Raw genomic sequence first — 26,602 nt, forward strand, 5'->3', positions numbered from 1 at the left:
ACTTCACTGTTTTCAAAATTATTTTGACGGAATCTCCATCTCTTGTTTTCTAAGTTCAATACGGCGAATTTTTCCAGAAATCGTTTTTGGTAGTTCATCTACAAATTCAATTTTGCGAGGGTATTTATATGGTGCAGTGAGTTCTTTGACGTGTTGTTGGAGTGTTGGAATTAATATTTCTTCGTTCTTTTCTATATTCTCTCTTAATACGATAAATGCCTTCACGACACTTCCACGAATTTCATCAGGACTTGCGACAACTGCACATTCTCTTACGTAAGGATGTTTTACAAGTGCATCCTCTACTTCAAACGGCCCGATTGTATAACCAGAGCTAATAATGATATCATCGCCGCGCCCTTCAAACCAGAAGTAGCCGTCTTCATCTTTCTTCGCTTTATCACCTGTAATATAATAATCACCGCGAAATTGCATCGCTGTACGCTCATCGTCTTTGTAATATTGTTTAAAGAGGGCCGGCGTTTCAATGTGAACTGCAATATCACCAACTTCGCCTACTTTAACTGGAGTACCTTCCTCATTTACGATATCGACATGGTTACCTGGCGTTGGTTTCCCCATTGATCCTGGTCTAATATCCATCCCTTTCATTACACCAACAAGTAATGTGTTTTCCGTTTGCCCATAGCCGTCTCTCACTGTAATATGAAAGTGCTTTTTGAACGTTTCAATGACTTCTCTATTTAACGGCTCACCTGCCGATACAGCGCTATGTAGTGCCTCTAAATTGTACTGGCTTAAATCTTCTACCTTTGCCATTAATCTATACTCAGTCGGTGTACAACAAAGTACATTCACCTTATTATCGTCTAATAAGTTTAGGTACGTTTTCGGTTCAAACTTACCGTGATATACAAACCCTGTTGCCCCTGATCCTAAAGTTGCTAAAAACGGGCTCCAAATCCACTTTTGCCAGCCTGGACTAGCTGTTGCCCATACAATATCATTCTCTTCAATTCCGAGCCAATTTGGAGCGCTCGTACGTAAATGAGCGTATGCCCACGCATGTGTATGAACGACACCTTTTGGATTTCCTGTCGTTCCTGACGTGTAAGATAAAAAGACCATATCTTCTTTATCTGTCTTCGCCATTTCTAACATGTCACTCTCTGTTTCTAACGCTGTTTTTAAATTAATCCATCCATCTACTGACTGTTCGCTCAGGACAAATTTTCGAAGAGATTCCATCGCTTCTATATCATCAAACTGCCTAATATACGGCTCATAGCTTACTATCGCTTTTACTTCTCCATGTCCAATTCGATATTCTATATCTTTTTTACGTAACATTTCCGAGCTTGGAATTACGACAAATCCTGCTTTAATAGCAGCAATATACGTCATGTACGCTTCAATTAAACGCGGCATCATAATGAGAAGCTTGTCCCCTTTTTGCAAACCACTTTTTATAAAAGCGTTTCCAATTTTATTCGCACCTTGCATTAATTCAGCGTATGTAACTTCCCTTCGATTCCCTTTATCATCTTGCCAAATTAAAGCTAACTTCCCTTTATCACCTGTATATTTCTCTATTTCAGAAACTAAATTATAAGACGGTGGCGCCAACAATTCTTCTCGCTTCATAAAATATCCTCCCTTTTCTTTATGCCTCCTTTATATAATAAAGAATTTTCAGTTAATTTTGAACCCTCTTCTTTTGACAAATTTTTCAGTTCTGTCGAATTAGTAAACGAAATTACATCGACTTACCGACAAATAGCGACACAACACAAAAAAAGAAAGAGCGGGAGAACCCGCTCTTTCTAAGCCATCATATGGGATTATTTTTGGTAACCGCCTAATTGTTGCTCAGCTAGTGAAACTAGACGTTTAGTGATTTCACCACCAACAGAACCATTAGCGCGAGCTGTTGCATCAGCTCCAAGTTGAACACCAAACTCTTGAGCGATTTCGTATTTCATTTGGTCTAATGCTGATTCAGCACCAGGAACCGCTAATTTATTTGTGCTACGTGACATGTTATATCACCTCCTTGTGAGTATAGAGTGTGATAAATAACATGACTTCATACACGTTTTAGATATGGTAATTTATGGTTTTAGAAAAGTTCTTCAAATTTTTCTTCTTCCGCCACTACTTCTACCGTTTGTAATACCATTGTTTCTTTGTTCGCTACAGCTTCATCGATTAATGGTGTGAAATCGTATTTCGCTTCAAAACGATTTGCTTTTTCACGTTTCGGCTTCGTCGCTGGGCTTGCTGGTGTGAATACAGTACAGCAATCTTCATATGGACGAATTGAAATATCATACGTGCCGATTTCTTCAGCGATTTTAATAATCTCTAATTTATCCATCGTAATAAGCGGACGAATAACTGGGTAGTTTGTTACTTCGTTAATCGTATGCATACTATCTAACGTTTGGCTTGCTACTTGTCCAAGACTTTCACCAGTCGTAATTGCAAGTGCGTTACGCTCCTCAGCAATGCGTTCTGTAATACGCATCATCATACGGCGCATAACCGTCATTGAATAGCTAGATGGGATTTCTTTATTAATCGTTTTTTGCACTTCTGTAAACGGAACAAGGTGAAGCGTTACTCGTTTACAATACTTCGTTAACTCTTGTGCTAAATCGATTACTTTTTGTTTTGCACGCTCACTTGTGAAAGGTGGACTATGGAAGTGAACTGCTTCCACAGATACGCCGCGTTTCATCGTTAAGTAAGCTGCTACTGGGCTATCAATACCACCAGAAAGAAGTACCATTACTTTTCCGCCAACGCCAACTGGTAAACCGCCAGCTCCCATACGCTCATCGCACATGATATAGCTATAGCCACTGCGGATCTCTACGCGTACATTTACATCTGGATTATGAACATCTACTGTAATATCTTCTGTATTTTCTAGAATGTGTCCGCCAATCTCAGGTAATAATTCCATCGTTCTCATTGGGAAATGCTTATAAGAACGGTGTACAGTAATTTTAAATGTTTTCACATCACCTTTTACTTGTAAGAAAGCTGCTAATGCACCTTCTTTAATGTCTTCTAATTCTGATGGTACTTTCATCGCTAAGTTAAACTTATGAATACCAAATACATCCTTCAATCTTTCAGAGACTGCTTCATGATCTTCACCATTTAACTGGATGTACATACGATCATGTGTTGCATCGATTTTAATATTTGGGAATTTTTTCAGTTTGAACTTCACGTTATCTTTTAATGTGCTTACAAACTTAGAACGGTTCTTACCTTTTGTCGTCATTTCTCCGTAACGCACTAAAATATATTCATATTTCAACATAATTTCTTTACCTCATCACTTCATATAATTTTGGCATCGTCTCTTTTACAATACCTTCAAATTGTTTTACTTCTTCCATTGTGTTTTCTGGTGCCAAACTAATACGAATAGCGCTTGCAGCTGCTGCAAGCGGCACTCCCATTGACACTAACACTCTGCTCACTTCATTTGCTTTTGAAGAACAAGCAGATTTCGTTGACACATATACACCGTGTTCTTCTAAAGCATGAACGACTACTTCTGGTTTTAAACCAACAAATGATACATTTAAAATGTGCGGTACTGCATATGCAAGCGACGTGTTAATCGTTACATCTTCCATCTCTTTAAAGAAACGAACAAGCTCTGCTTGTAAACTTTGCAAATGAGCTACCTTTTCTTTCACTTGTTCCATTGTCATACGAAGTGCTTTCACCATCGCTACAATGCCAGGTAAATTTTCTGTACCAGAACGATACTTAAGCTCTTGTTGACCACCTGATAAAATCGGATCTAATCTTACGCCATCGCGTACATAAAGAAGACCCGTTCCTTTTACACTGTGGAATTTATGTCCAGATATTGAGCAAAGATCAATATGAGACGCATATAAATCAAGCGGTACTTTCCCTATCCCTTGTACATGATCTACATGGAATCTTATTTTCGGATGATTCGATAATAACGTTCCAATTTCAGCAACGGGCTGAATTGCTCCAGTTTCGTTGTTCACATGAATAATTGACACAAGAATCGTATCTTCACGAAGTGCTCGTTTCACATCTTCTACCGACACAACACCATGCTCGTTAACCGGTAAATATGTTACATCAAACCCGAGTTCTTCTAATTGCTTATATGCCTCAAACACAGACGCGTGTTCAATATTTGTTGTAATGATATGTTTGCCACGCGAACGATTCCTCATCGCTATCCCTTTAATCGCAAGGTTATTCCCTTCCGTTCCACCTGATGTAAAAATAATTTCAGAAGGTTTAACACGAAGAAGCTGCGCTGCAATCGTTCTTGATTGTGTTAATAGACGCTCTGCCTCTCCTCCAAGCGAATGAATAGAAGAAGGATTACCAAAATATTTCCCAGCAACCGTCACGTACGATTGAAGAGCTTCTGGATATGGCTTCGTCGTCGCACTATTATCAAAATAGATCATCGTTCTTCCCCTTTCAGCGCTATCACATCGTATAATCATATCATAAATACGTGTCATTACGCTAAGACTACGCAAAGGTTCCATTTTATCTCGATTGGTGAAGGCTAATAATTGTCGAGGATGCCCTCCTATTACAGTTTCACTTTATCCCGCATGAACGGGCAATAAGACTCTCACCTCAAAATCCAGTTAGAGCAAAGAAGTTAGGTAGGAGTCGGGCTGTCCGTAAATGCCCGATTGGTGAAGGCTAGTAATCAATGGGGATGAATCCTCCTACTGATTACAGTTTCACTTTATTTTGAAACGAATAACCTTGCTGTATTCCGCTATTCATTATAGCAACATCGTCTGCAAAATTACACAAAAAAACAAACCCTTTTATGAAAGGGTTTGTTCATTGTCTACATATTCAGCTATTTTTTGAACAACGCCAGGTTCAAGTTGCTCTAATACTGAAGCCGCTTGTTCTAAAGCTGCATCGTATTGGTATTCACGGAATAATTTCTCAGCATAATTTAAACTTTCTGCTAGGTTTTCATCATGACTACGGTAACGGTTACCGTACTGAATTAATTTTTCCACTAAATATGCTTGTCCAATTAACTCTTCTGTCATTTCAGCCACACCGTTCACAGTTGTGTATGCTTCTTCTAAACTGCTATTTACAGCGTTCATATTTAACGGCTTCACTTCTAATTGTTCATATACAGCTTGCATTGCCATTTGCCCTCTTTTTAAATCTTCCATAATACTCTCTGGAAGACCTGGCAAATTCGACTTTTGCATAAAGCGTTTCGTTTCGAAAATAGTATTTCGCATTTCTTGTAACTTCTCACGTGCTTCAAATTCTTCTTTGCGCATCGCTTGCAGCATTTCTTTATATTCTGCATGAAGTACTTTTAACGTTTCACATTGCTCATAAACCTCTTCTAGTTCCTCACGAATAATAGAGAAGGCAATATCTTGTTCTGCAACGCGTAATTGTAGCATTTCAAAACGTTTCGTTAAAATGTGCATTTGCTTTTCAATTACTTTTTGAGACTCAATGTCTTTATCTTGTAACTGATAGCTTTGTTTCACAAGTTGTGTTTCTGTTTTCGTTTCAATCGTTTCGATACGCATTTCTTCTAAGTCATCGTAAACAGAAAGTGTTTTTTGCTCCACATAATGTCTCGCATGTACTTCTTGTTCCAATTGATCGTAGAAGCCATCTAAACGTGTTTTTAAGTTTTCTACTTTTTCAGCCGCTTCTGTTATATGAAGCTCCTGTATATCCATTAAACATGTTTGTAGTTGTTTCGTCATATCGCGAACTTCTTTAGGGACTTCCAAATAATCTAATACATAACCTTGTCTTACCATATCATTATGTCCGTGTAATAAATCTTCCAGCTGAACTGGTAACGTCGCTTGACACTCTACCAATAAATCTGGAATTTGGTGAATAATGATTTCTAAATCTGCTAAACCTTCTTCCAAACTAATAACAATTTCTCTCGCTTTTAAATAGTCGCCATTGTTTGTTGCTTCTTCAAAGGTTTTAAATTTCTCAGATTCAGCGTCTAGCATCTCTTCGATTTTCTGCTCTGCTGCTCCATACATATGTCTATGAGCAAGAACACTCTTTTTCATACTACGATATGTATCACGTAACCCTTCAATTTCCGAGCTATTTTTCTCATGGCTTTCTAACAATTGCTGTAATTCATTTAAAATGTCAGTAATACGATTATCAGCGTCATCTAAACCACTTATGGATTCGTTCATCGCATGCTTTGCTTTTCGGAAGGAGAATTGCGAGGCGAATTTTCGCGCTTGCGCTAAATCTTTGTCAGCTTTCGGAAGGGTTGTTGATACAATTTCATCCCATTCTTCACGCCATTTACCAAACAGTTCTTCTGTTTGACCCGTCATGTTTAAATCTTTTACCCGTTTTAGTTCATCTGCCACAGGTTTATCTTTTATCTCTTGTTTCCACTGCTCCAGTGCTTCAATATCTTTATATGAACGATTTCTTATCACAAGCTCTATCATGAGCAGCACTAGAATAGAGCTTACTACAATGATAACGATCGTCAGGATAGAATCCATGCAAAAAAGCCTCCTAGTTATATCTCTTTTTTTGTCCGTTCCGTTTATGAAATGGAAGGCATTATGTATAAAAAGGGAATTCCCCTATATTTAACAACTAACAATGTACTAATCATACCATGTAATGGTTTGTTTTTGACCTAGTTTTTTTTAAAATTTCATGTTTCTTTCAATGTGATTGTAATCTTTCTCAATATTCCGCCTACCTCACTCCCTATCCTCAAATGATTGTAATAACAAACAATCTTTCGTATGGGATACGAAATAAATTTTCCGCATGAGTGGTGGTTCAACAGAAATTACATGTACATTTCCTTGCCTTACAGACTGCTCTACTGCCCTTTCTGGAAGTAACGTGATACCAAGACCAGCTTTTACCATTGCAAGCATCGGTTCTGCGTAAGATGTTTCCACAGCTATAGTTGGTTTTACACCTATTTCATGAAACATGTTCATAATCATTTTCCTTACATCACATATTTCTGGATATACAATTAATTTTTCATTGTGCAGCTCTTCTATTTGAATGACTATCTTCTCTTTGTACGGATGATTATTTGAAACGGCACAAACAATTTTCTCTTGTTGCACTTCTTTTATATACGTAGCACCTTCTACTACTGAATCGATGAACATCGCGTCAATCTCCCGCGCTTTAAATAAATCTCTTAATACTTCCGTATGCCCGATTTGCCATTCCACTTCGAACTCATCACCTAATATATCTTTACATTCTGATATGTAATGCTCCGCTAAACTCGGTAGTATACCAATTGAAAACTTCCGGTTCTCTTGATACCCCCTCATTTCTGTTTTCACTTCATTTATTTGCTCCAAAATCGGTAACATTCTTTTTATAAATAACTCTCCTGCCTCCGTTAACTCTACTCCTTGCGCAGAACGTTTAAGTAAAGTAACCTCTAAATCCGCTTCTAACTTTTGAATTTGTTTACTAAGCGCTGGTTGTGATATATGTAAAATCTTACTTGCCTTTGATAAACTTCGCGTATGCTTCACTTCAATAAACGATCGTACTGCCTCCAAATCCATCGTACACACCTCTAACAAAAAGTTATAACCGTTATAAGAAATCGATATTTCCTCCTATAAACAATTACTCTTTATACTTATTTCATCAACTTACTATAACGAAATGTAAAGGGGAAAGATACTCTTGAACAAAAAACAAATGCTACTCGGATCCTTTCTATGCTTACTCGCCGTCACTGCCTGGGGATTTATGTTTCCTGTAATGGCAAGTGCTCTGCAATTTATCGATCCATTCTTCTTCACAACGCTTCGCTATGGATCAGCAGCTATTATTTTTCTTATTTTGCTATTAATTACTGAAGGAAAGACTTCACTCCGCTTAGAAAAAAGAACACTTTCTCTATTCTTTTACGGGACAGTCGGTTTCGCGGGGTATGGTTTTCTCGTTTTCTACGGACAGCAACTTGCCGGACCTTCCGGAGCAATCCATGCAGCTATGATTCAATCCCTTATGCCACTGATTGCCTTATCACTGCAATGGATAACCCAAAATCGCCGCCCACAAAACTATACATTCCTTTGTATGTTCGTTGCATTACTTGGTGTTATGCTTGTCATTTCAAAAGGAAATATTGAATTACTATTTGGAGCTGCAAGCCACTTATCAACAAATATATTGATGCTATGCGGCGTTACTTGCTGGGTCATTTATACAAACGGGGCTGCTCGTTTTCAATCTTGGTCACCACTTAGGTACACGACATTAACTTGTTTATTTGGCTCCATTTCACTCATCGTTATTGTTACTTTCTTAACGTACACAAATATAGTTACTATGCCGTCACTGCGTACAGTTGTGAGCGTTCGTTTTGAGCTCTTTTATATGTCGATTATCGCAGGCGTTATCGCTGTATTTTGCTGGAATATGGGAAATCGCTATATTTCATCTATTAACGGCATATTATTTATGAATTTAGTTCCTATCCTTGCACTCATTGGTTCTATCTTTCGAGGTTATACAGTCGATAAAATTGAAATCGCTGGAGCCGCATTAACAATTATCGCGCTATTATGTAACAATTTATGGCAAAGAAAAGTAAACATAAAAATCCCCACCTCAGTTCGTTAGGTGGGGATTCTTCACATATGAACAGCTCTTGGCCATTCATGGTACATATTCGCTTTACATAATGCTTGTTCCATCCATTGCTCAATCTCTTTCGTATACATTTCTATGAAAAATGTCTCAGACGGGAAAGAATGGAGTACTTCTGATATATATTGTGGATATAAAAACGGCATACTTATCATACCTTTTAATTGCGTCATAAACATTGTAAATGATACTTTCTGAAATTCTTGTTTCATTTGTCCTTGTCTAATCATTTGTTCTATATAATATCTTTCTTTAGAAAAATAAACGGTCATCACTTCACGAATTAATGTCGTATCAAGCGAAAGCTCTCGGTAGAAGAAACGTGTTAGTTCTCTATTTTCAAATTGATATCGTAAAATCCCGCGCACCATTTGCACCATTACATCTTTAGCCGACAAATACTCTCTCTGTTCAAACGACATTTCAATCACATGAATATATCCTTCTAAAAAATCAGTAATAAGCTGTTCTAATAAACCTTGCTTCCCAGCAAAATAATATGAAATATTCGCTACATTCACATCCGCTCGCTTTGCAATGTCTCGCACCGACGTTCCATCATAACCTTTCGTATTAAACAACGATATTGCCGCATCAATTACTTTTTGTTTCGTCTGCTTCATGCGCTCACTTCCCCTCACTGAACAGCTATAGTTTAAATTTCTTGACTTTTAAGACAAATTCCTTTAATTTTCTATCGACAAAGTCATGTGAAATACATCGTATTTTGCTAATATTTTACACATCTCGATAAAAAAGGAGCTGTTTCCATGTTTACTAAAGAAAGTTATGCAGGATCTCGTGTGCAGCAATATGAGACAGTAATTAAACAACTGGATGCGTTATTAACTGGCGAATCAAACGTAGTCGCAAACTTATCAAATGCTTCCGCATTATTAAACCAATTTTTAGATCGCGTTAATTGGGTTGGCTTTTACGTAACAGAAGGAAATCAGCTTGTCCTTGGACCGTTCCAAGGAATGCCTGCTTGCGTACGCATTCCATTTGGACGAGGCGTTTGCGGCGTAGCAGCTGAAACGAAAACAACACAGCTTGTAGCAGACGTTCACCAATTCCCAGGTCACATCGCTTGCGATAGTGCTTCTAATTCAGAAATCGTTGTACCAATTGTGAAAGAAGGAGCTGTCATTGGTGTACTTGACATTGATAGTCCCGAAAAGAATCGTTTCGATGAAGTAGATCAGCGCTATTTAGAAAAGTTTGTGGAAACACTCCTAAAACATATGTAAAAAGAAAAGAGCGAGTTATCGATTTAGTACGTCCTGTACAAAACCGATAGCTCACTCTTTTTTTATTGATTAACAGTAGATATTTTCTTTAATGCCTGCTCTAAATCAGAAACGATATCCTCCCACGATTCTAAACCGACTGATAAGCGTATTAAATTATCGAAAATGCCCATTTCTTTTCTTAGTTCAGCTGGAATCGCAGCGTGCGTCATCGTTGCTGGATGCTGAATTAACGTTTCTGTATCTCCTAAACTCACCGCAATTGTAATAAAGTGAAGATCATTAATAAACGCTTGCGTCTCTTCTTTTCCGCCTTTTACTGAAAAAGAAATAACACCGCCCCCGCGTTTCATTTGACGAGATGCTAACTCTCCTTCTGGATACCAAACATCTTCTACCGCATCATGTTTTCTTAAGAACGATACAATTTTTTCTGCATTATCACAATGACGATCCATTCTTACTGCTAACGTCTTTAACCCGCGTAATAATAACCATGCATCAAACGGTGCCATAATACCGCCGATATCCTTTCGCATCGGGCGAATCTTTTCAGCTAATGCTTTCGTTTTACAAATCGTTACACCCGCCACAACGTCGCCATGACCACCAATATATTTTGTCGCACTATGCACAACAGCATCACAGCCAAGCTCAAGCGGTCTTTGTAAATAAGGTGAACAAAATGTATTATCAACAATAACAAGTAAACCTTTTCGCTTCGCAACCCGAATCACTTGTTTTAAATCAATTAATTTCATTGTCGGATTAATTGGTGTTTCAACGAAAATAAGCTTTGTATTTGGGCGAATTTTATTTTCAATATCAACCTCTGTCTCCATATCACAAAACGAATGCGTAATCATAAATTTTTCTTCTAACACTTCTAAAAAACCGTACGTGCATCCGTATAATCCATTTGAACAAATAATATGATCTCCAGCCTTTAAAAAACCGATTAAAGTCGCTGAAATAGCTGCCATACCAGATCCGAAGGCAAGTGCCTCTTCTCCTCCTTCTAACACCGCCATACGTTCTTCAAATAATTTCACAGTTGGATTTCCAAGCCGTGAGTAAATATAAGATGGATCCACTCCCGCAAAACTCGCCTCTCCTTGCTGCGCAGTCTCAAATGTAAATGTAGAAGTTTGAAATAAAGGTGGTGTTAAACTTCCTTTATGTTCCTCAGGTGTATAACCGTGATGAATTAACGCTGTCTCCATATGCTTCTTTTTCATAAAAACATCCCCCTTATGTTTTTATTGCCGCATATTCATCCATAAAAATTTGATGAACGTTTTCCTTCATTTTATGTAAGCGTTTTATTTGTGTTTCTATCTCTTCTTCTATATTGTTTTAAATTCCTTCTTATATTAATTTCCAAAATTTTTATGCATAAAACAAAAACGTACTCGCTTGACGAAACTCTGGGTAAAAGATATAATAGCGTTTGTGTAAAATAAAAAGGCAGCCTTGTAATGTGAGTTTATCGTTTGTATTTTGTTCCTCTACGGAGGTGTATCTCGTAACTCCCTGCTGCTGGAGCGAAGGTACATGAAAACAAAATGCCCGTAAATATCGATTACGTCTGTTTTTATTTTACGTAAATAAAAACATTTTTAAAGGAGGAGTCAACTATGGCTCGTTATACAGGTCCAGCTTGGAAACTGTCTCGTCGTCTTGGAATCTCTCTAAGCGGCACAGGAAAAGAATTAGAAAAACGCCCTTACGCACCAGGTCCTCACGGTCCTAACCAACGTAAGAAACTTTCAGAATACGGTTTACAATTACAAGAGAAACAAAAACTTCGTCACATGTACGGCATGACTGAGCGTCAATTCCGTCGCACATTTGACCAAGCAGGTAAAATGCCTGGTAAGCACGGCGAAAACTTCATGATCCTTCTTGAAGCTCGTCTTGACAACTTAGTTTACCGTATGGGCTTAGCTCGCACTCGTCGTGCAGCTCGCCAATTAGTAAACCACGGTCACATCATGGTTGATGGCGCTCGCGTAGATATCCCATCTTACCGTGTAAAACCAGGTCAAACTATCAGCGTTCGCGAAAAATCTAACAGCCTTGTTGTTGTTAAAGAAGCGATCGAAGTTAACAACTTCGTACCAGAATACTTAACTTTCGATGCTGACAAATTAGAAGCTACTTACACTCGTCACGCTGAGCGTTCTGAGTTACCAGCTGAAATCAACGAAGCATTAATCGTAGAGTTCTACTCTCGTTAATCTCGGTACTCTGCAAAGAGTATTATTAAAAGCCTTAGGAACCTTGTTTATCAAGGGGCCTGGGCTTTTTTTATTGAATATAGCCGATTATATGTATAGAAACAGACTAATGTAATAAAATAAAAAAGAACTGCAAGTCTATAGTTAATAAAACTTAACCCTCTCTCTAGAATTTCATTTGTTTTTTATCCACATTAATAAAAACCTCTCCCTTCTTCTAACACTTAAAAACACTACATTCTATCCCATAACTCATTTTTCTTTGCTGTACTCTCCTTTTGTTAACATGATTTTTACAACGTATTTATTTGTACATAATCTATACCTTCCCTTTTTCTATTTACATTCAACTTAAAAACCTCTTCATTACCAGATCATCCGAATGAGATTAAAAAACTTAATGGACGAGTACCTCTTTAATCGTTAAATCATCAGAATATTACGTTTACAATCCCCCTCTTAAATTGGTATTATTTTCTTGTAAGGGGAGGGAAAGTTCATGTCTTTAAATATGTATCTCGGTGAAGTACAAACTAAAGCAGAGGGTTTTGCAAAGGAAATGTAAAAAGTAACTCTGATTATGGAAAAGGATAAAACTTTACTAACAAACCAAAAAAAAGTAAAAGCGCAACTTGAAAAGGTGTATGCGGAGTCTAAGAAATTACAAGACATTAAACCGCCTAAACAATACGAAAACTTGCAAATGGAATTGAAAAAGTCTTTAATTCTTTATGAGAAGTCAAGGGATAAGATATTAGAATCGGTAGACGAAATAAGTGAGACTAAGGCAGACATTGGTACAAAGAGTCTAAATGAAGCAATGGGGATGTTTGGTAAAGCAATAGACGATATTCGAGCATTAGACGAACAAAGTGTAAGTGAAGTAGAATAATAAATACTAAAGGGGTATGAGAAAATGAAACGTAAACTATTAACTTTAGCGATTCCAATGTTGTTAATAACAGGGGTAGGTTGTGAGTCAAACGATAAAAAGAAAGACGAAGTAATGGAAGCTTCTGTTAAAGAAAACAAGAAAGAAGACTATAATAAGAATGCAACATACTTACTTAAAGATTACACTGAACAAACGGAAGAAATAAAAGACCTTGTAGATAGCAGAAAATCTAATAAGAAGAAGGCTGAAAAGTTAAAAGAGTTATCGAAACCTTATTTCGAATTAATTGATAAGATTGATAAACTAGATTATAAGTTAGCTGAAGACAATAAAACACCGATAAACATAAGTAAAGCAATGTTATTCTCGAAATCAGGGGTAGAAAACATGCAGACAGGTTTAGAAGAGGATGATAAAGATACAATTGAATTCGCTAAAAAGGATTTAGACGAAGCTTCTGAGTTAGTAGACAAAGCAACAAAAGAACTAAGTAAAAAGAAATAACACAAAGGGGTATATGTCAATGAAACGTAAACTATTAACTTCAGCTATGCCTGTTATGTTGTTAGCAGGTTGTACAACAGAGGCATATGGACTTACACAGTCAGAGTTACGAAAAGTGGACAAAGAATATTAATCAAATAAACTAACAATAAATTAGAAGGTCTTTTCATGAGTTGTGGCTTTTATTATGTAATACTTACAGAGTTTCATAGACATTTCACCCCCCTTCATTTTTAAAAAAATTGTGCAACTATTGATGTGCCCCTACGCTACCTACCCTCCCCAGAGGACAAACTTTTTTTGACAGGGGGACTTAATATTAAAAAGATTAAATCAAAAAAACAGCCTTTGAGATGCCTCACTATGTTCCATACAAATCCTCCTGTTTATAACGGTTTATTTTTATCAATTTATCAGTTCATATTAATTATACTTGTTTCTTCTACAAACCCTCTATTAAATAGCTCACTTACTAAATTTGAATCCTATGCATACAAAAAAGCTACCGAAGACACCAAAACAGTTACTTCGAGTAGCTTTTATTTATATATATTAAAATTATTTATTTTCCTCTTTTTGAACATATACATAAGCATCTTTCTGCTCTTTATGTACATCCATCTTCGAATTCTCTGCAAGTTGACCCGCGTTTAGCAAAGAAAAAATAATGAGCGCTTCTAGTGACATTTTGTTTTACCACTCCTTTCTATTTGTTATACATTTATCATACCGCTTACATGTGATTTCCGTATGAACTCGAAAAGGAGATTAAAACAAAAAAGCTTTGAGGAATTTCCCCAAAGCTTTTATTTATTAGTAACGAATTAAGAAATATTTCTTCTTACCGCGGCGAATGATTGTGAATTTACCTTCGATGCGGTCGTTTTCTGTTACAACGTAGTCTAATGCTTGTGTACGCTCACCGTTTACGTAGATTGCTCCATTCGTTACATCTTCACGTGCTTGACGTTTTGATGGAGAGATTTTGCTTTCTACAAGTAAGTCGATTAATACTGTATCTTCTGCAGTACGTTCTACAGATGGTACGTCTTTGAATCCTTGTTCGATTTCGCTTGCAGTTAGTTCTGCTACAGAACCGCTGAATAATGCAGCTGAAATTTTAATCGCTTGCTCTAATGCTTCTTCGCCGTGAACAAGTTTTGTCATTTCTGCACCTAATGCTTTTTGTGCTGCACGTTTTTCTGGCGCTTCAGCTACTTGCTTTTCAAGCTCAAGAATTTCTTCATGAGATAAGAATGTGAAGTATTTTAAGTATTTAACAACGTCGCGGTCATCTGTGTTAATCCAGAATTGGTAGAACTCGTAAGGAGTCGTTTTCTCTGGGTCTAACCAAATTGCGCCGCCTTCTGTTTTACCAAACTTCGTACCGTCAGATTTAGTAACAAGTGGAATTGTTAAACCGAATGCTTTCGCATCTTCTTCTGATTTACGGATTAATTCAAGACCAGCTGTAATGTTACCCCATTGGTCACTACCACCGATTTGCAGACGGCAATTATGTTGTTGGTATAAGTTTAAGAAGTCGTATGATTGTAAAATCATGTAACTGAACTCAGTGAATGAAATACCAGTTTCTAAACGAGATGCTACCGTATCTTTTGCTAACATATAGTTTAAACCGAAGTTTTTACCAATATCGCGTAAGAATGAAATTACATCTAAGCTACCAAGCCAGTCGTAGTTGTTAGCCATCGTTGCTGGGTTGTCCACGTTTTCAAACTCTAAGAAGTTTGAAAGTTGGTTTTTAATGCTTTCTGTGTAGTAAGCAACTGTATCTTTCGTATTTAATGTACGCTCTGCTTTTTTACCACTTGGGTCACCGATCATACCAGTACCACCGCCAACAAGTGCGATTGGTTGGTGACCAGCTAATTGGAAACGACGTAACATTAATACTGGTAACATATGACCGATGTGTAAGCTATCCGCTGTCGGGTCGAAACCACAGTATAATTTAACGCTTTCTTTTTCTAATAATTGCTCAAGGCCCTCAGCGTCTGTTTGCTGATTAATTAGACCGCGAAATTCAAGATCTTGTAAAATACCCATATCCTACATACTCTCCTTTAAGTTCATTACTGGCGTGAAGGTTAAAAACATAAAAAAATCGCCCCTTCAAATAAGGGACGATTTTGATTATCGCGTTACCACCCTAGTTGCAGACCAAAAAAAGCCTACCACCTTATTTACATAACGGCTTAGCACCGTCTCTTCCCTTTTGAATACAATTCAATCGAAAAAAGATGCTCTAGGGGCGTAATTCGCGATCATCTATGTGCTGATTTTCACCGGCCATCAGCTCTCTAAAACAGGGAAATGATCACTACTTCTCCCTTTCCACGCTCAATTATTCATATACTTTTCTTTATACCATCATTTATATAGGCGTGTCAAATAGAGGTCAGGTTTCCCTTCTTGTCAATCCTTTACAACGTCGCAAAGAGTAATTTATTAGATATAAAAAAGCCTCCCTCATCTATTCTTTCATAAATGTATACAGACGAGGAAGGCACTTCGTTCAAATATTATTTTAGTTTTTTTATAATCTTTGCAGGATTCCCGCCAACTACTACATTATTAGGCACATCTTTCGTTACGACAGCACCAGATGCGATCACCGCATTGTCTCCAATTGTTACACCTGGATTAATAATTGCTCTTCCGCCAATCCATACGTTATCGCCAATTGTAACTGGTTTTCCGTATTCTGATCCGCTTATACGCTCTACCGGATCAAGTGGGTGCGTTGCTGTATAAATGTGAACACCTGGAGCTAACATACAGTTCACTCCGATTGTTACCGGGCATACGTCTAAAATCGTACAGTCAAAGTTCGCGTAAAAATTTTCGCCAACGTGAATGTTATAGCCGTAATCACATCTAAAAGAAGATTCAAGATGAATATTATCTCCTGTCGTTCCGAATAATTCTTTTACGATTTCGCTACGCTCTTTTAATTGCTCTTCTGGCGTATCATTTAATTTTCTCGTTAATATACGTGCTTGCTCTCTTTCTTGTACTAAAACTGGATCAGCCGGTATGTACATTTCTCCTAGTATCATCTTTTCCTTTTCTGTTTTCATCATACTATCCCCTTTAACTTATATATACAAGTTCATGATATCATAAAAAAGAAAGGCCTGAACATTTTTCGTTCAGACCTTTCCCTCTTAATCTTCCATCGTTGATAAGTCACCTGTTGGTAAATTCAGCTCCCACGCTTTTAATACGCGGCGCATAATTTTACCACTTCTCGTTTTCGGTAATTTATCTCTAAATTCAATTTGTCGTGGCGCTGCATGAGCTGCTAGGCCTTTCTTTACAAATTGACGAATTTCTTCTTTTAATTCATCAGATGGTTCGTATCCTGCTCGAAGTGCGATAAATGCTTTAATAATTTCGCCGCGCACCGGATCAGGAATACCAATTACACCAGCTTCTGCAACAGCAGCATGCTCGATTAATTTACTTTCTACTTCAAACGGACCAACGCGCTCACCTGACGTCATAATTACATCGTCGATACGTCCTTGGAACCAGAAGTATCCATCTTCATCCATATAGGCAGAGTCACCTGATACGTACCAATCTCCCGGCATGAAATAAGATTCATATTTTTGCTGGTTATTCCAGATCCCGCGCATCATAGATGGCCAACCTTTCGCAATTGCTAAGTTACCCATTGTGTAAGGAGGCACTTCATTTCCTTCATTATCAACAATCGCTGCTTTCACACCTGGAATTGGTTTACCCATTGAACCTGGACGGATTTCCATACAAGGGTAGTTACAAATTACTTGTCCACCTGTTTCTGTCATCCACCACGTATCATGAATACGAAGTCCAAATGCATTCATACCCCAGCGAATTACTTCTGGATTTAACGGCTCACCAACGCTTAATACGTGACGAACTTGTGATAAGTCATATTTTTTAATTGCGTCTTGTCCAGCTCCCATTAACATACGGAATGCTGTTGGTGCGCTGTACCAAACCGTCACACCGTAATCTTGCAGTGCTTCATACCAAGCTTCTGGACTAAAGCGTCCACCTAAAATAACATTTGACGCTCCAACTAACCACGGTGCGAAAATACCGTAAGCTGTTCCAGTTACCCAGCCCGGGTCAGCAGTACACCAATATACATCGTCTTCTTTTAAATCTAATACCCACTTCGCCGTTTGATAGTGCTGAACCATTGCGTTTTGCGCATGAAGCACACCTTTTGGCTTACCAGTAGAACCAGACGTGTAATGTAGAATCAAACCGTCTTCACGGCCTAACCATTCAATATGTAATTCTTTTGAAGCTTGTTCAAATAACGGATTGAACGCTACCGTTTTACCGCCTTCTTCTACATTATCTCCAACAAGGAAAACTGTTTTTAAAGCCGGTAAATCATTTAATGGTACGCGCTCTAATAATTCAGGCGTTGTAATTAACACCTTTGCTTCGCTATCTTCTAAGCGATCGCGAACTGCGCCTTCCATAAATGCTTCAAATAGCGGTCCAACAATTGCTCCTAATTTCACTGCACCTAAAAGTGCGAAATATAACTCTGGAGAACGTGGCATAAAAATAAAAACGCGATCGCCTTTTTCTACATCGCCATAATTCTTAAGGACGTTTCCTGCTTTATTAGAAAAATCCTTCATTTCCTTAAATGTATATTTCTCTTTTCGCGATCCATCTTGATAATAAAGAGCTACTTTATTCTTTCGATCGGATTTCGCATGCTTATCAATTGCCTCATACGCCATATTTACTCGGCCTGTTTCATTCCAAGTAAAGTTTTTATTAACCTCTTCCCAGTTAAAATTCGCGTATGCCTCATCATAATTCGGCAAATTATTTTCTCCTTTAATGACAGGAAGCGTTTCTACTTTCATACTTTACATCCCCCTCCTATGTATTCTATTATCTATTATAATGACATTATTTAAAATTTTCAGTATATTTGTTGATTTTTAGACAAATTTTTAATGACAAATTTCGATTCACATCGCATATATTATAAAGTACGATATTAATAGATTCACAAACCCTCAAGGTGGTGAGCAATACATTGATTCATAAAAAAATATATAATGCTAGAAACTTAAAAACAGCGAAAGGCACTTTAATTATTGAAGGTCCTGTCTCTACACATAACTTAGAAATGTATGAGTTTCATCCAGACTTAATTGCGTTTCGTCCTGCCGAGCAACAATATAAAGCAATTGTCGAAATTTCTAAATTACCAGAAGCTCGTCTCATTATTGCTAGACATGACCAAACAATTGTTGGATATGTTACATACTTGTATCCTGATCCACTTGAACGATGGTCAGAAGGAAAAATGGAAAACTTAATTGAGCTTGGGGCAATTGAAGTAGTCCCAGCCTTCCGCGGGAGTTCTGTCGGAAAGAACTTACTAGAGGTTTCTATGATGGACGATTATATGGAAGATTACATTATATTGACGACTGAATATTATTGGCACTGGGATTTGAAACAAACAGGTTTGAATGTGTGGGAATACCGAAAAGTAATGGAGAAGATGATGAATGCCGGCGGGTTACAATGGATGGCTACAGACGATCCTGAAATTTGTTCACATCCTGCCAACTGTTTAATGGTCCGCATCGGTAAACGCGTTGATACGGATTCTATTCAAGCTTTTGATCGTCTACGTTTTCACAATCGTTTTATGTATTAATAAAGGGGGCAACTGGAATGATTGTAGAAGAAATTATGAATCAAAATGTAGTTACATTACATCCAAACGATACAATCGAAACAGCAATCCGAACGATACGCACGAAAGGCATTCGGCACATTCCAATTGTCGATCAAAATAATCACGTCGTAGGCATTATTTCTGATCGGGATGTAAGAGGTGCAAGTCCGTCTATTCTAGATGAACAAGTTTCACTCGATATGCTACAGCAACCTCTCGAACTTATTATGAAACATCCTGTTATGACTTGCCATCCTCTCGATTTCGTTGAGGAAATTGCTACTTTATTTTTTGAAAATAAAATTGGCTGTCTTCCTGTTACAAAGGCCGGGAAGTTAGTTGGAATCATTTCTGAATCTACAGTATTACACACGTTAGTAAAATTAACAGGAGCACATCAACCAAGTTCGCAAATTGAAATTCAAGTAAAAAACGAACCTGGTATTCTTGGAAAAGTCGTTGCTATTTTTAGTGATTTACAAATAAATATCGTGAGTGTTCTCGTCTACCCAGCAAAAGACGAGAATGATAAAGTACTCGTTTTCCGCATTCAAACGATGAATCCTCTAAAAGTGATTGATGCACTTGAAGCAGAAGGCTACCGCGTATTATGGCCAAACATCATGGGGATGCAAGCATGAGTAGCGCGTTTATTTATTCGGATGACTTTCGGGGCTATTCATTTAGCCCTGATCATCCTTTTAACCAACTGCGCGTCACACTTACGTATGATTTATTACAAAAGGGCGGTTTCATCTCTCCCTCTCAAATCATCTCCCCACGAATGGCTACAGATGAAGAGATCGCCTACGTTCATACAGAGGAGTACATAAATGCGGTAAAACGTGCTGGAGAAGGAAAGTTAGAAAAATCAATTGCGATGACATATGGACTCGGAACAGAAGATACACCGATGTTCCCAAATATGCACGAAGCAAGCGCATTGCTCGTTGGTGGTACGTTAACAGCTGTCGATGCTGTTCTTTCCGGAAAAGTAAAACACGCACTTAATTTGGGCGGCGGCTTACATCACGGCTTTCGTGGCAAAGCATCTGGCTTTTGTATTTATAACGACAGTTCTATCGCAATGAAATATATTCAAAAGAAATACGGTTTACGCGTCTTATATATTGATACAGATGCTCATCACGGTGATGGCGTACAGTGGTCGTTTTATGATGACCCTAACGTATGCACAATTTCATTACATGAAACTGGTCGCTATTTATTTCCTGGAACTGGCGCTGTAAATGAACGCGGACAAGGTAATGGCTATAGTTATTCTTTTAACGTTCCACTCGATGCTTTTACAGAAGATGAATCGTTCTTAAAATCATATCGAACTGTTGTAAAAGAAGTTGCAGCGTACTTTAAACCGGATATTATTTTAACGCAAAATGGTGCTGACGCACATTATTATGACCCACTTACACATCTTTGTGCGACAATGAATATTTACCGTGAAATACCGCAGCTCGCTCGTGAAATTGCAAATGAATATTGCGACGGTCGCTGGATCGCTGTCGGTGGCGGTGGCTATGATCACTGGCGCGTCGTTCCAAGAGCTTGGGCACTCATTTGGCTCGAAATGAACAACATCCAAAACATCTCAGGTTATCTCCCTCCAGAATGGATTGAAGCTTGGAAAGGACAAGCAGAAACAGAACTTCCCCTCACATGGGAAGATCCAGACAACATGTATAAACCTATCCCCCGTAAACCAGAAATTGAAGAAAAAAACGCATTAACTGTAGCGAAATCCCTTGAAATTATTCGGAATAATATGACAAAATCTTTGTACTAAACGAAAAGGAGGCTCGTTTTTGAATAGCCTCCTTTTATTTATTGTCGGTTTCTGTCGGTAAGTCGATATATTTTAATAATCGCTGATATATTTCGAAATGCGCCGATATATTCTAATAATCGCTGATATATTTTTATGTACTAATGGATTTTATGAGGAAAGGTCGTGATATTATGTGGATACAACAAATGATCCACACGAAACGTGGCACATTTGAGCTTTTTACTAAAGGCAGTGGCGAACCGCTTTGTATTACACATCACTATTCACAATTCAATGAAACTGGTGATTACTTTGCGGATGTTTTTACTGCTACGCATCGTGTATTTCTCATTAATTTACGAGACGCTGGTAACTCGTTAAAAGCCAATTCAGAAAAAGAATTAAGTATGATTGAAACGATTCACGATTTAGAAGCTATACGAGAAGCTTTACAACTTCCAACATGGCATTTCGCTGGCCATTCAACAGGTGGTATGCTTGGACTTTTATATGCAATTACATATCCACATTCCTTACAATCATTAGTCGTGGTCGGAACCGCAGCAAGTAACTACACCGAAACACCCTTTTGCATTTATCACCCAGCACATCCACAGTTTCATTATATGCAAAAACTCATCGAAAACTTAAAAAACCCTCACCTTACAGATGAAGAACGGAAAGAACTATCTACTAAGAGAACAAAATTATCATTGTATAAACCAGAAAACTACAACTCTTATTTTTGTAAACCAATTAATAAAACAATGTCCGTTAGCCGGATGAATGCTTTCGCCAATGAATATCCTTCATTTGATTTAAGAGAGAATTTACCTTCCATCCAAACAAAGACCCTCATTACATGTGGAAGCCATGATGTGCAGTGCCCAATTCAATATTCTATCGAGATACATGATGGGATACGTAATTCTATCTTCATTCCATTCGAAAATAGCAACCATTATCCTTTTTTAGAAGAAGCTGCTCAGTTTACTTCTACTACTCAAACATTTTATAAATCGTTAGTACCATTATTATTAAGAAAACCTAAACACTGATAAAAAGCTCATAGCCTCTATACGACTATGAGCTTTTTTCAAAAGAAATATTTCACACTAAAAACAACTAAAAAAACAAAAGAAATAACCACTAAACCCACATCAAGTAATACCGACTTTTTATCTCTATCTTTTAAACTTACCTTAGAGCTAGAAATGCTTTTAATTACCCAAAAGATTGCAAAAAAGAACCAACCGAAATGATCATTCGTAGAATCTTCATCATAAAACATTTGTATTGCACCAATAATCAATAAGATAAGTACGATATTAGTTCCAATCTTTAAAGTCTTATTTGATTTATTATCTTTTAATATATCCCCCAACATATAGCTCGCTCCCTATGCTCTCCTCTGTTTTGTTTCTCTTTACATTTTAACACAAATTACCTATTTCTTCCTTTCCATTCGAATAACATACAAAAAACCTGCCAATTACTCGGCAGGTATATTACACGTTAAAACGATAACCAGCTCCCCATACTGTTTCAATATATTGCGGGTGAGCAGGATCTCTTTCAATTTTTTCACGTAGCTTTCTAATGTGGACGACAACAGTGGCTAAATCCCCAGCGGAATCTAATCCCCAAATGCGTTCAAATAACTGTTCTTTATTTAATACTTGGTTTGGATGTGTGACAAAGAATGTTAATAAATCAAATTCCTTCGTTGTAAACGCCACTTCTTCATTGCTTATAAAAACTTTCCTCGCTCGTTGATCGATAGAAATTCCGTGAATATATAACGTATCACGTTGCTTACTTACATTTCCTAATAATCTTTCATAACGGGCAATATGTGCTTTTACTCTTGCGACTAATTCACTCGGGCTAAACGGTTTCGTTATATAATCATCCGCTCCTAATCCGAGTCCGCGAATTTTATCTATATCTTCTTTTTTTGCTGAAACAAGTAGAATCGGAATATCTTTTACAGCACGTATTTGTTTACAAATTTCGAATCCGTTCATTTTCGGAAGCATAATATCTAAAATAATTAAATCATAGTCTTCTTGCAAGGCTGTTTGTAAACCTATTTCTCCTGAATGCTCTACATCAACTTGGAAATCATTAATTTCTAAATAATCTCGCTGTAATTCTGCAATACTTACTTCATCTTCTATTAATAAAATTCTTTTCAATTTACTCACCACATTCCTCTACTTTTTCCAATGAGAAGAAAATGCTTGTGCCTTTACCAAGCTCGCTTTCCGCCCAAATTTCCCCGCCATGTTCTTCAACAATTTGCTTCGCTATTGCTAAACCAAGTCCACTTCCACCTGTGCTAGAATTCCGCGATTGTTCTGCATGATAAAAACGTTCAAAGATATAAGGTAGCGTATCAGATTCTATACCTGATCCATTGTCCATCACTTTCACAATAACTTTATTATTATCACTCGATACTATTACAGTAATTTTCTTCTCTTCTTTATCCATGTATTTCACACTATTATGAATTAAATTTGATATAACTCTATTGATTTTTTCGCAATCAGCCGTTACATATAGTGGTGATGCATGTAATTGTAAGTTAACTTCTATACCTTCTTTACTTAAATCCATTTGCATCTCTTCGATTAACTCTTGCATAAACGTATTCAATTCAACCGTTTCAAACTGAAAGGGAACTCGATTCAAATCGAGCTTTGAGAATAAAAATAATTCATCAATAAGTGTATCCATATGTCTTGCTTTCGTATGGATAGTTGTTAAATACTTATCCATTTTTTCTGGCGTATTTGCTACCCCGTCCTTTATTCCTTCTACATATCCGATAATTGATGTAATCGGTGTTTTTAAGTCATGAGAGATGTTTGAAATAAGCTCTTTTCTATTTTCTTCATACTGTGTTTGCATCTCTATCGATTCTTTTAATCTCTTCCTCATTTCCTCAAATCCTTGATTTAATTGCCCTATTTCATCGTGTGATGTAACTGGTATTTGAAAATCTAAATTTCCTTCTTTAATTTTCTCCGTTGCGCCTTTCAATACAAAAATTGGTTTTATTACACTTCTTGAAACGAGGTAACTTAATAATCCAATGAGTAAAATGGCTAGTAGTAAGAGAGATACAAATAAGATTGGAAATAATTTTTGTGTAAGATCTACAAATGAACTTTGCTTTTTTAATACAAATATACTTCCCTCTTCTTCCTGAGGAAAATAAAAATCAAACTTTACATATCGATAAAATGTATCGCCTAGTTCCGTTGTACCACGACTATTAATATTTGCTGATTCAAATTTCGGAAGGGCTTCTTTTAAAGAAACACTTTCAAATACGTTTGAAGCATATGAAAGTGTTTCTCCTTTTCTTACTACTATTTTCACACCCTCTTTTTCTATTGCTGAGACAAACGACTCATCTAACAATTGAGATTGATGCTGTTTGGCTGCTGACTTCAACTCAAGATAGGCATTCTCTTCTTCTGGTGTAAGCGGCTTTTGAATGTAAGAACTTTTATAGAAATTTTTCACTGCTTCCAAGTCACCTGTTATCGAAAAAACGATTAAAAATCCCGCGACTAATATAAGCGTAATAGAAACGAGGATAACAGCAATATAAGAAAATAAAAACCTTGTTTTAATAGACATATCTTAAATCCTCACTTTATCAAACCTTATTATTTATAAGCATAAAAATATATGTTCAATTACTCAAGCGATTTTATAGTAATTTTAGCGCCAGTTTATAAAAATTTAATGTTCCTATTTTACAGTTGAAATTAGGAGGTTGAAATTCCATGTTCAAAAAAACATTCAGTATGATATGTTGCGTAATTTTTTTACAAGGATGCTCGCAAGAACAAGAAGTAAAAAAGGAGATGACAAACATGGAGACTGCACTACTAGCAGCTACTGAAAAAAATGAAACGAATACTGTTATATCTTTACTAAAAAAAGGCGCAAATATAAATGCGACGGATAGTCAAGGACGCACTCCGCTTATGATTGCTACATACAAAAATGATGTAAAAACCGCAAAAGCGCTTATCGAAGCTGGTGCTGACGTAAATATCCAAGATGACATGAAAAACAATCCCTTTCTATACGCCGGTGCGGAAGGTTACTTAGACATTTTAAAGCTAACAATTGATGCTGGTGCAGATCCTACGATTACAAATCGTTACGGCGGAACAGCTCTTATCCCAGCCTCAGAACATGGCTATATTGACGTTATAAAAGAACTCCTCACTCGAACAAATATTGATGTAAATCATGTAAATAACCTGGGATGGACAGCTTTAATGGAAGCCATCGTACTAAGTAACGGAAACGAAACACAGCAACAAGTCATTCGCCTTCTTATTGAGCACGGTGCAGATGTAAATATTCCAGACAATGATGGTGTTACCCCGTTAGAGCATGCTCGCGCTCATCACTTTGAAGAGATAGAGAAGATTTTGTTAGAAGGCCGTAAGTAAAAAGCTAATTTTTGCCTTCCTCCCCCACCCTATGCTACATTTAAGCCGTTACATTAATATTAATAGGGTGGGAATAAAATGAACAAACCTAAAATTGGGATGATTGGACTTGGAAGTATTGCGCAAAAGGCCTATCTTCCAACACTTACAAAAGAAACTGATTGGAATTTTGTAGGGGCGTTTACACCTAACGCAGAGAAAAGAAAACAAGTTTGCCAGCAATACCGAATTCAAGACTTTCATTCTATTGAAATGTTAGCTTCGGAATGCGATGCAATCTTCGTTCATAGTTCAACTGCATCGCATTATGAAATCGTTTCTGAACTTCTAAAAAAAGGGATCGACGTTTATGTTGATAAACCGCTAGCAGCTACAGTGGAACAAGCTGAGCAACTAGTCGAGTTAAGCGAGAAGTATAACCGAAAATTAATGGTCGGATTTAATCGCAGATTCGTTCCTATGTATGTTGCTGCCAAAGAACAGGCTAATGATATTTCATGGATTCGAATTGAAAAGCATCGCACAAATAAAGTCGGGCCATATACGTACGACTTTACTATGTTAGATGATTATTTACACATTGTAGATACTGCTCGCTGGTTAGCTAATGATGACCTTAACGTCGTTCACAATATGATGCAAACCAATGAAAAGAATGAACTTCTTTACGGACATCATACATATACAACTCCAAGTGGACTGTTACTTTCTACTGCAATGCATCGCCATGCCGGTACAAATTTAGAACAAATTGAACTTGTAACGCCAGGGAAAATCATTCGCGTAAGAAATATGAATACATTTGAAATTGAACAGGAAAACTCAGTTTCACAAAGTGGTTCCCCATCATGGGATACGACGTTAAAACAACGTGGTTTTGAAGATGCTGTTCATCATTTTATTGAGTGTGTACAAGGCGATACAAAGCCTGTTGTAGATGGATTAGAAGGATTAAAAACGCAGCAAATGCTACAATCTTTACTAGATGATGTAAACAAAAATTAAAACGGATACATTTTTC

26 protein-coding genes and 1 other annotated feature are annotated in these 26,602 nt (G+C 37.2%); of the genes, 11 read left to right on the forward strand and 15 right to left on the reverse strand.

What is annotated here, in order from left to right; all coding sequences use genetic code 11:
* Window positions 1-18 precede the first annotated feature (18 nt).
* From mbcS to MR168_RS09205, 6 genes are all read right to left on the reverse strand, one after another.
* The gene (gene mbcS, locus MR168_RS09180; RefSeq protein WP_000817766.1) at window positions 19-1,605 is read right to left on the reverse strand and encodes an acyl-CoA synthetase MbcS; all 1,587 of its coding nucleotides are present in this window, start codon (window positions 1,603-1,605) and stop codon (window positions 19-21) included.
* A 197-nt stretch (window positions 1,606-1,802) separates the two neighbouring features.
* Window positions 1,803-2,000 carry an alpha/beta-type small acid-soluble spore protein gene (locus MR168_RS09185; RefSeq protein ID WP_000091640.1) on the reverse strand — a complete coding sequence of 66 codons (198 nt, stop codon included), beginning with the start codon at window positions 1,998-2,000 and terminating at the stop codon, window positions 1,803-1,805.
* 80 nt (window positions 2,001-2,080) lie between these two features.
* On the reverse strand, window positions 2,081-3,295 hold the full coding sequence (thiI, locus tag MR168_RS09190; RefSeq protein WP_000922337.1) for a tRNA uracil 4-sulfurtransferase ThiI: 1,215 nt from the start codon (window positions 3,293-3,295) through the stop codon (window positions 2,081-2,083).
* Between the two features lie 7 nt (window positions 3,296-3,302).
* Entirely contained in the window at window positions 3,303-4,445 is a 1,143-nt protein-coding gene (locus MR168_RS09195; RefSeq protein WP_086411965.1) for a cysteine desulfurase family protein, read from the reverse strand.
* 378 nt (window positions 4,446-4,823) lie between these two features.
* Complete coding sequence (gene ezrA / locus MR168_RS09200) at window positions 4,824-6,536, reverse strand: septation ring formation regulator EzrA (protein WP_000377303.1); 1,713 nt, start codon at window positions 6,534-6,536, stop codon at window positions 4,824-4,826.
* A 207-nt stretch (window positions 6,537-6,743) separates the two neighbouring features.
* Complete coding sequence (locus MR168_RS09205; RefSeq protein ID WP_000362529.1) at window positions 6,744-7,586, reverse strand: LysR family transcriptional regulator; 843 nt, start codon at window positions 7,584-7,586, stop codon at window positions 6,744-6,746.
* 124 nt (window positions 7,587-7,710) lie between these two features.
* On the opposite strand from MR168_RS09205, the gene MR168_RS09210 reads away from it, so the two are divergent.
* Window positions 7,711-8,655, forward strand: coding sequence for a DMT family transporter (locus MR168_RS09210; RefSeq protein ID WP_016123448.1), 945 nt, complete (start codon window positions 7,711-7,713; stop codon window positions 8,653-8,655).
* A gap of 11 nt (window positions 8,656-8,666) precedes the next feature.
* Here the strand turns inward: MR168_RS09210 and refZ are convergent, their stop codons facing one another.
* On the reverse strand, window positions 8,667-9,305 hold the full coding sequence (gene refZ / locus MR168_RS09215) for a forespore capture DNA-binding protein RefZ (RefSeq protein WP_000814923.1): 639 nt from the start codon (window positions 9,303-9,305) through the stop codon (window positions 8,667-8,669).
* 147 nt (window positions 9,306-9,452) lie between these two features.
* Here refZ and MR168_RS09220 point away from each other — a divergent pair, with 147 nt between their 5' ends.
* Window positions 9,453-9,932, forward strand: coding sequence for a GAF domain-containing protein (locus MR168_RS09220; RefSeq protein ID WP_000494340.1), 480 nt, complete (start codon window positions 9,453-9,455; stop codon window positions 9,930-9,932).
* A gap of 62 nt (window positions 9,933-9,994) precedes the next feature.
* Here the strand turns inward: MR168_RS09220 and megL are convergent, their stop codons facing one another.
* Window positions 9,995-11,170 carry a methionine gamma-lyase gene (gene megL / locus MR168_RS09225; protein WP_000726570.1) on the reverse strand — a complete coding sequence of 392 codons (1,176 nt, stop codon included), beginning with the start codon at window positions 11,168-11,170 and terminating at the stop codon, window positions 9,995-9,997.
* Between the two features lie 399 nt (window positions 11,171-11,569).
* Between megL and rpsD the strand changes: the two genes are divergently transcribed.
* From rpsD to MR168_RS09240, 3 genes are all read left to right on the forward strand, one after another.
* On the forward strand, window positions 11,570-12,172 hold the full coding sequence (gene rpsD / locus MR168_RS09230; RefSeq protein WP_000135317.1) for a 30S ribosomal protein S4: 603 nt from the start codon (window positions 11,570-11,572) through the stop codon (window positions 12,170-12,172).
* Between the two features lie 580 nt (window positions 12,173-12,752).
* Window positions 12,753-13,064, forward strand: a complete 312-nt coding sequence (locus tag MR168_RS09235; protein ID WP_086412339.1) for a hypothetical protein — start codon at window positions 12,753-12,755, stop codon at window positions 13,062-13,064.
* Window positions 13,065-13,088: 24 nt separating this feature from the next.
* Window positions 13,089-13,571 carry a hypothetical protein gene (locus MR168_RS09240; protein WP_000823777.1) on the forward strand — a complete coding sequence of 161 codons (483 nt, stop codon included), beginning with the start codon at window positions 13,089-13,091 and terminating at the stop codon, window positions 13,569-13,571.
* 558 nt (window positions 13,572-14,129) lie between these two features.
* Here MR168_RS09240 and MR168_RS09245 read toward each other — a convergent pair.
* The 4 genes from MR168_RS09245 to acsA all read right to left on the reverse strand — a co-directional run bounded on the left by MR168_RS09245 (window position 14,130) and on the right by acsA (window position 18,481).
* Complete coding sequence (locus MR168_RS09245) at window positions 14,130-14,258, reverse strand: hypothetical protein (protein WP_053514539.1); 129 nt, start codon at window positions 14,256-14,258, stop codon at window positions 14,130-14,132.
* 126 nt (window positions 14,259-14,384) lie between these two features.
* The gene (tyrS, locus tag MR168_RS09250) at window positions 14,385-15,641 is read right to left on the reverse strand and encodes a tyrosine--tRNA ligase (RefSeq protein WP_000512086.1); all 1,257 of its coding nucleotides are present in this window, start codon (window positions 15,639-15,641) and stop codon (window positions 14,385-14,387) included.
* A 70-nt stretch (window positions 15,642-15,711) separates the two neighbouring features.
* Window positions 15,712-15,941 (reverse strand) — a binding site (T-box leader).
* A 176-nt stretch (window positions 15,942-16,117) separates the two neighbouring features.
* Window positions 16,118-16,678, reverse strand: coding sequence for a maltose acetyltransferase domain-containing protein (locus MR168_RS09255; protein WP_002026426.1), 561 nt, complete (start codon window positions 16,676-16,678; stop codon window positions 16,118-16,120).
* 84 nt (window positions 16,679-16,762) lie between these two features.
* Window positions 16,763-18,481 carry an acetate--CoA ligase gene (acsA, locus tag MR168_RS09260; RefSeq protein ID WP_000862049.1) on the reverse strand — a complete coding sequence of 573 codons (1,719 nt, stop codon included), beginning with the start codon at window positions 18,479-18,481 and terminating at the stop codon, window positions 16,763-16,765.
* A 176-nt stretch (window positions 18,482-18,657) separates the two neighbouring features.
* Here acsA and acuA point away from each other — a divergent pair, with 176 nt between their 5' ends.
* The 4 genes from acuA (at window position 18,658) to MR168_RS09280 (ending at window position 22,155) form a co-directional block, all read left to right on the forward strand.
* A complete protein-coding gene (gene acuA, locus MR168_RS09265) occupies window positions 18,658-19,290 on the forward strand; it encodes an acetoin utilization protein acetyltransferase AcuA (protein ID WP_000581388.1) in 633 nt (210 codons plus the stop codon).
* 17 nt (window positions 19,291-19,307) lie between these two features.
* The gene (locus MR168_RS09270) at window positions 19,308-19,952 is read left to right on the forward strand and encodes an acetoin utilization AcuB family protein (RefSeq protein WP_086412338.1); all 645 of its coding nucleotides are present in this window, start codon (window positions 19,308-19,310) and stop codon (window positions 19,950-19,952) included.
* Window positions 19,949-21,115, forward strand: a complete 1,167-nt coding sequence (gene acuC / locus MR168_RS09275) for an acetoin utilization protein AcuC (RefSeq protein WP_086412337.1) — start codon at window positions 19,949-19,951, stop codon at window positions 21,113-21,115. The genes MR168_RS09270 and acuC overlap by 4 nt, the downstream gene beginning before the upstream one ends.
* A gap of 152 nt (window positions 21,116-21,267) precedes the next feature.
* Window positions 21,268-22,155 carry an alpha/beta fold hydrolase gene (locus MR168_RS09280; RefSeq protein ID WP_140159298.1) on the forward strand — a complete coding sequence of 296 codons (888 nt, stop codon included), beginning with the start codon at window positions 21,268-21,270 and terminating at the stop codon, window positions 22,153-22,155.
* Window positions 22,156-22,193: 38 nt separating this feature from the next.
* Here MR168_RS09280 and MR168_RS09285 read toward each other — a convergent pair whose 3' ends face one another.
* The 3 genes from MR168_RS09285 to MR168_RS09295 all read right to left on the reverse strand — a co-directional run bounded on the left by MR168_RS09285 (window position 22,194) and on the right by MR168_RS09295 (window position 24,751).
* Window positions 22,194-22,484 (reverse strand): hypothetical protein, encoded by a 291-nt coding sequence (locus tag MR168_RS09285; RefSeq protein WP_000900161.1) that lies wholly within the window; start codon window positions 22,482-22,484, stop codon window positions 22,194-22,196.
* Between the two features lie 121 nt (window positions 22,485-22,605).
* Window positions 22,606-23,295, reverse strand: coding sequence for a response regulator transcription factor (locus tag MR168_RS09290; RefSeq protein ID WP_049107109.1), 690 nt, complete (start codon window positions 23,293-23,295; stop codon window positions 22,606-22,608).
* Window position 23,296: 1 nt separating this feature from the next.
* Window positions 23,297-24,751 (reverse strand): sensor histidine kinase, encoded by a 1,455-nt coding sequence (locus MR168_RS09295; RefSeq protein WP_086412336.1) that lies wholly within the window; start codon window positions 24,749-24,751, stop codon window positions 23,297-23,299.
* 149 nt (window positions 24,752-24,900) lie between these two features.
* Between MR168_RS09295 and MR168_RS09300 the strand changes: the two genes are divergently transcribed.
* Both MR168_RS09300 and MR168_RS09305 read left to right on the forward strand, forming a co-directional pair.
* A complete protein-coding gene (locus tag MR168_RS09300; protein ID WP_000475114.1) occupies window positions 24,901-25,581 on the forward strand; it encodes an ankyrin repeat domain-containing protein in 681 nt (226 codons plus the stop codon).
* Window positions 25,582-25,659: 78 nt separating this feature from the next.
* Window positions 25,660-26,586: a Gfo/Idh/MocA family protein gene (locus MR168_RS09305; RefSeq protein WP_086412335.1), complete on the forward strand. Its 927-nt coding sequence runs from the start codon at window positions 25,660-25,662 to the stop codon at window positions 26,584-26,586.
* Window positions 26,587-26,602 lie beyond the last annotated feature (16 nt).

The organism is Bacillus cereus group sp. BfR-BA-01356, assembly GCF_022663635.1.
GTDB classification, from domain to species: domain Bacteria; phylum Bacillota; class Bacilli; order Bacillales; family Bacillaceae_G; genus Bacillus_A; species Bacillus_A cereus.